At 74.4% G+C, this 909-nt stretch carries 1 protein-coding gene; it reads right to left on the bottom strand.

Features of this window, described 5'->3' with window-relative positions:
• Positions 1 to 84: 84 nt before the first annotated feature.
• Positions 85 to 909: LacI family DNA-binding transcriptional regulator (locus ACTWPT_RS60085; protein ID WP_443186495.1), on the bottom strand; the 825-nt coding region annotated here is incomplete at its 5' end.

Consider the following 909-nt stretch of genomic DNA (forward strand, 5'->3'; position numbering starts at 1 on the left):
CGTCGCGGCCGCAGCCTGCGGCCAGAATCGCGAGAGCCAGCAGGCCGCCGGTGGCGCGGGCTCCGGCGCGCCGGGTGATGGTGTTCACGTTCTTACCTCCTGGGGGTGGGGACCGCAGCTGGCGCGCACGACCAGCTCGGTGGTCAGGATGAGGTGGCTCGGCGTGTCGCGGACGCCGGTGATCAGCTCGTCGAGCGCGCGGGCGGCGCGGGCGCCGAGCTCACGCATCGGCTGCCGCACGGTGGTCAGCGCGGGTCTGGCGTGGCGGGCGGCCATGATGTCGTCCCAGCCGGTGACGGCCACGTCGCCGGGCACGTCGAGGCCGAGCTCCTCGGCGGCGAGCAGCGCCCCCAGCGCCACCTCGTCGTCGGAGCAGACGATGGCCTCCGGCCTCTTGTCCTTCAGCAGTGCTCTGGCCGCCTCGAAGCCGCACTCGACGGTGTACTCGCGGGTGGCCACGGCCTCGATCGCGCCGCCGAGCACCGACCGCACGCCGCGCCAGCGTTCGTCCACGTCGTCGCCGCCGGTCAGGGGCGCGCCGAGGAAGGCGAAGCGCTCGTAGCCGTGGCCGGCCAGGTGCTCGGCCAGCGCCCGCGCCGAGGCGGCGTTCTCGCTGCGAAGGGTGTCCGCGCCGGGTAGCGGGTCGCGCGAGATGACCACCAGCCGCACGCCGAGCCGCACGAGCTCGGCGATCAGCGGGTCGGGGACGGCGTGGCCGAAGACCAGCAGGCCGTCCACCCGCCCGGCCAGGTCCTTGATCAGGTCGTTGACCCTGGTGCGGCCCTTGGTCGACAGGATGACCACCGAGCTGGTCGTGCGCGCCAGCTGCGGTCCCCACCCCCAGGAGGTAAGAACGTGAACACCATCACCCGGCGCGCCGGAGCCCGCGCCACCGGCGGCCTGCTGGCT

The sequence above is a fragment of the Nonomuraea sp. 3N208 genome (genome assembly GCF_052245935.1).
Classification (GTDB): domain Bacteria; phylum Actinomycetota; class Actinomycetes; order Streptosporangiales; family Streptosporangiaceae; genus Nonomuraea.